Source organism: Pandoraea sp. ISTKB (assembly GCF_001721285.1).
Classification (GTDB): domain Bacteria; phylum Pseudomonadota; class Gammaproteobacteria; order Burkholderiales; family Burkholderiaceae; genus Pandoraea; species Pandoraea capi.
In genome coordinates this window covers 1-4,207 of record NZ_MAOS01000086.1, presented here as the reverse complement: position 1 = coordinate 4,207, position 4,207 = coordinate 1, and the positions used below count along the sequence as shown (strand labels likewise).

Annotated in this window: 5 protein-coding genes; 3 read left to right on the top strand and 2 right to left on the bottom strand. The window is 58.7% G+C overall.

Annotated elements, in window-relative coordinates; genetic code table 11:
• Positions 1-226 precede the first annotated feature (226 nt).
• Positions 227-691 carry a GNAT family N-acetyltransferase gene (locus A9762_RS25975; protein WP_069344866.1) on the top strand — a complete coding sequence of 155 codons (465 nt, stop codon included), beginning with the start codon at positions 227-229 and terminating at the stop codon, positions 689-691.
• Here the strand turns inward: A9762_RS25975 and A9762_RS25970 are convergent.
• Positions 660-1,544, bottom strand: coding sequence for an EamA family transporter (locus A9762_RS25970; protein WP_069344865.1), 885 nt, complete (start codon positions 1,542-1,544; stop codon positions 660-662). The genes A9762_RS25975 and A9762_RS25970 overlap by 32 nt on opposite strands.
• 268 nt (positions 1,545-1,812) lie before the next feature.
• On the opposite strand from A9762_RS25970, the gene dusA reads away from it, so the two are divergent.
• Positions 1,813-2,826 (top strand): tRNA dihydrouridine(20/20a) synthase DusA, encoded by a 1,014-nt coding sequence (gene dusA, locus A9762_RS25965; protein ID WP_069344864.1) that lies wholly within the window; start codon positions 1,813-1,815, stop codon positions 2,824-2,826.
• A gap of 422 nt (positions 2,827-3,248) precedes the next feature.
• Here dusA and A9762_RS25955 read toward each other — a convergent pair whose 3' ends face one another.
• On the bottom strand, positions 3,249-3,506 hold the full coding sequence (locus A9762_RS25955) for a type II toxin-antitoxin system ParD family antitoxin (RefSeq protein WP_069344867.1): 258 nt from the start codon (positions 3,504-3,506) through the stop codon (positions 3,249-3,251).
• Between the two features lie 213 nt (positions 3,507-3,719).
• Between A9762_RS25955 and A9762_RS25950 the strand changes: the two genes are divergently transcribed.
• Positions 3,720-4,022 carry a hypothetical protein gene (locus A9762_RS25950; RefSeq protein WP_083254305.1) on the top strand — a complete coding sequence of 101 codons (303 nt, stop codon included), beginning with the start codon at positions 3,720-3,722 and terminating at the stop codon, positions 4,020-4,022.
• Positions 4,023-4,207 lie beyond the last annotated feature (185 nt).

Genomic DNA, 4,207 nt, shown 5'->3' with positions numbered 1-4,207 from the left:
CGTCGGGCTCATAACCCGAAGGTCACAGGTTCAAATCCTGTCCCCGCAACCAAATTCGAAAGCCTGATTTCCCCAAGAAATCAGGCTTTTTGCGTTTCAGCTTTTGCCATTTGCGCGTATTCGCGCATTCGCCGCTGCGATCATGTTGCGCCACACGTCGCTTCGTCGTGTGGCGAGCACGTGCGTACGCCGGTATCTCGATCGACATCCAACGACAGGGCACTTCATGTCCGGCATCTTCACTGCAAACGAAAACGAATTTGACGCCATCACCGAGCTTTGGGAAGCCTCTGTACGGGCGACGCATGATTTTCTGAGCGAGGACGACATCGCGTGGCTGCGTCCGAAAATCCGCGACGAGTATCTGGCGGCGGTGACCTTGCGCGTCTTCCGTGACGACGCAGGTGTCATTCGCGGATTTCTCGGTGTGTCGCCGGGCAATGTGGAGATGCTGTTCGTGGCGCCCGAGGCGCGTCGGCAGGGGATCGGTGCGGCGCTACTTGCCTATGCGGTGCGCGAGCTCGACTGTACGAGCGTCGACGTCAATGAGCAGAATCCGCAAGCGCTGGCGTTTTACCAGCGCGAGGGATTTGAAGTGACGGGGCGCTCGGCGCTTGACGGTCAGGGTCGACCGTTTCCGTTGTTGCACATGCGGCTTGCTACTGCGAAGCCGGCAGCAGACGCTGTTTGATCTTCGCGCCGAAGACATTGACCACGAGGCCTGCCATGACAAGCGCTGCGCCCCAGATTTGCGCGCGCGTGAGCGTTTCGTCGAGTAGCAGGGCTGCTGATGCGAGCCCGATGATCGGGACGAGCAGCGAAAACGGCGCGACCTGACTGGCGGGGTAGCGCGTCATCAGGCGGCCCCACAGGGAGTAGCCGACGAGCGTGGCAATGAAGGCGAGATAGGCGATTGCGAAAATCGACGACCCGGAGATGTGTGTCAGTGAATTCGCGATTTGCTCGGGGCCTTCGAACCAGTAGGAGAGCAGGGCGAAGGGAATCGGTGGAATCAGGCTGGCCCAGACGACGAGGCCAACCAGATCGACGTTGCCGATCTTCTTCGTCACGATATTGCCCGTCGCCCAACTGAGCGAGGCGCATAGCGTCAGCACGAAGCCGATCAGTGTCATGTCGCTGCCGCCTTGCATGCCGATGACGGCGAGGCCGGCTGCCGCGATCAGCAATCCGAAGACGTTTTGCGCGCGGAAGCGTTCGCCGAGGCAAATCACCGCGAGTCCCAGGGTGAAAAAGGCTTGCGCTTGCAGCACCAGCGACGCCAGTCCGGCTGGCATGCCGACATACATTGCGGTGAATAGCAGGGCGAACTGGCCGAACGAAATCGTTGCGCCATACGCAACGAGCCATCGCAGAGGGATTTGCGGACGCTTGATGAAGAAGATCGCGGGGAATGCGGCGAGCAGGAATCGTAGCGCGCCCAGCAACATCGGCGGCACGCCATGTAGACCGACCTTGATGACAACGAAGTTGACGCCCCAGGCGAGTACGACGATCAGTGCCTGCAACAGGTCCTTCGGTGTCATGAGGTGTCTCCTAACGCGGTATTAATTAACTTGTTATTAAAATAGACAACGAAGTGTACTCCCGGTGCGTCGAAGTGTGGTGCCGAAAAGCTGTCGGATAGTGGGGATATTGCGGTGCTTGGTTGGCGGAGGTTCCGCACACCCAAGTCCGACGCGCGATAGGGGCATGACGTATACTTTCGGCTACATTTATTAAGACGCGCTGTTCTGTTCGATGTCGTTTGTGAATGGCATTCACAACAGCGTTTGCCGTATCAGAGGATTTTGCATGAGCTTGCCTGCCCGCCGCGTCAGCGTCGCACCGATGATGGATTGGACCGATTCGCACTGTCGCGTTTTCCACCGTCAGTTGTCGCGTCACACGTGGCTCTATACCGAGATGGTGACGACCGGTGCGTTGTTGCATGGGGATGTTGCGCGTCATCTCGACTTCGATGCGGTGGAGCATCCCGTGGCGTTGCAACTGGGTGGCAGCGAGCCGCAGGATCTGGCGCGAGCGGCGAAGCTTGGCGAGCAGTGGGGGTATGACGAGATCAACCTGAATTGCGGCTGTCCGTCCGAGCGAGTGCAGCGCGGTGCGTTCGGCGCCTGTCTGATGGCCGAGCCGTCGCTCGTCGCTGATTGTGTAAAGGCAATGCGCGACGTGGTGCAGGTGCCGGTGACGGTCAAGCATCGCATCGGGATCGACGACGTCGAATCGTTCTCGTTCGTCGAGGACTTTGTGGGCAAGATCGCCGAGGCCGGCTGCACGACGTTCATCGTTCACGCGCGCAACGCCATTCTCAAGGGGCTCAGCCCGAAAGAGAATCGCGAGATTCCGCCGCTTAAATACGACTACGCCTATCGTCTCAAGCAGGTCTTTCCGCATCTCGAGATTCTCATCAACGGCGGCGTGAAGACGCTCGACGAAGTCGAACTGCATCTGCGGCATGTCGATGGTGTGATGCTCGGTCGTGAGGCGTATCACAACCCCTACGTGCTGGCCGAAGTCGACGCGCGCTTTTATGGCGATGCGTCACCGTCGAAGTCGCGCGAGGCGGTCGAGGATGCGCTCATCGAATATGCCGCGTTACAGATCGAAAAGGGGCAGTATCTGGGGGCGATCACGCGTCATGCATTGGGGTTGTATCGCGGTGTGCCGGGCGCACGTGGTTGGCGTCGTGTGCTGTCCGATCCGAAGCGTCTCAAGGCAGGTGTTGGGGCGTTCGAAGAGGCGCGTGCGCAATTGCGTGCAGCCGCATTTGCCGAGCGTGACGACGACGTATCGGTGGCAGTGGTGTGATGGCGTGATCCCGGCAGCGCCGTACCGTAACGTCGGTTTTTTGGGCATCGTACGCGATGTGGGCGGTGCGCCGAGGGTGGGTATGCGATGCCTCGCTAAAACATCGCATACCAAGGCTCGGCGTGCTCAGGGAAACAAGATCGCAGCGTAATTTCGCGCGCTGTACAGGAGGTGGACGGCATCGGTTCGCTCGTCCGATTCGACCACACGATAGAAGATTTGATAGTTGCCGTAGACGCGGTGACGGATACCGAACCGCTCGTCTCGAGGCACAACCGGTAACGCGAACGGCATCTCCGCAAGGCTCATTCACTTGTCTCGCCGTTCCTGAATGAACGTCAAGGCACGGCGCGGATTATCCGGCGCGATGTAGTCACCAATGGTTTCGAGGTCGACGATAGCGTCTGGCAGTAAGTGAACGATCATCCCTTGTCGTTCACCTTCGCCTGATAATTCTTCTCAAGGCGGTCAAACGCGTCGGCGGCCGGCCGACCCCGACCGGCTTCGGCATCGGCGATGCTCTTCTCAATGACAGCATCCAGCGCGGCAAGCTGCGTCTCCCGGCCCTGGATAAGCCGGACGCCCTCGCGCAGCACTTCACTTTTCGAGCCGTACCGGCCCCTCTTGACAAGCTCGGCAACGTAGCTCTCAAGGGTTTGCCCGAGTTCAGCGCTGATCATGATTTCCTCCGGTTGGCGTTGGCTGGGTTGGTAGGCCTCTAGTGCGCTTGTCAAGAGTTATCAAACTCGTTTTCGCGTCTTGTCGGTACATTTCGAGAGTCGACGCATCGAAAAATTTATTCGGAGTTTGCTGAAACTCAAGGTCCGGCACTGCTGAGATGATGGAATTGGCCGGTCTGTCGGCTGAATCTACCTAAATCATTGGGGACCTTTATGAGCACTTCGAATGGTGACAATGGAAAGGGCCGTGGCGAAGGGGGAGACAATGGATTCGAGATCCCTGAGACGCTGCCACGCCAAGGGCATGTCGTCTGGTTCTACCAGCAGGGGAGGTACCTGGGCTTTGAATGGGATGCGACGAGCAAGGAGATAAAGAAGGCACCCGTAACAGATCCGGAGCATGCGATCTACTTCGACACTTTCGCGCATGCGGTGGTCTCGTCGGACAGGGCGGTTAGTCCGAGCATCATTCTTTACTCACGTGGCAACGGGTGGTCACCCGAAGTGAAGGGGTAAAACCGGTGGGGCCGTCAATATCGATGGCTCCCGCGTATCACCTTTCATCAGTCCCGCACGTGAACTTCAAAAATCAAGATGCGACCGCTACCACTGGGTGCATCAGCGCACTCGTCATGACGGCCTTGCCAGCGCACAATCGGATGCCCCTATCTTTGACGCCGAAGGGATGGTGCCGCGCGAGA

Bases quoted from the DNA above. Each gene is read 5' to 3' on its own strand.
- A9762_RS25955 (WP_069344867.1), bottom strand. From the start codon at position 3,506: ATGATCAGCGCTGAACTCGGGCAAACCCTTGAGAGCTACGTTGCCGAG.
- A9762_RS25950 (WP_083254305.1), top strand. From the start codon at position 3,720: ATGAGCACTTCGAATGGTGACAATGGAAAGGGCCGTGGCGAAGGGGGA.
- A9762_RS25970 (WP_069344865.1), bottom strand. From the start codon at position 1,544: ATGACACCGAAGGACCTGTTGCAGGCACTGATCGTCGTACTCGCCTGG.
- A9762_RS25975 (WP_069344866.1), top strand. From the start codon at position 227: ATGTCCGGCATCTTCACTGCAAACGAAAACGAATTTGACGCCATCACC.
- dusA (WP_069344864.1), top strand. From the start codon at position 1,813: ATGAGCTTGCCTGCCCGCCGCGTCAGCGTCGCACCGATGATGGATTGG.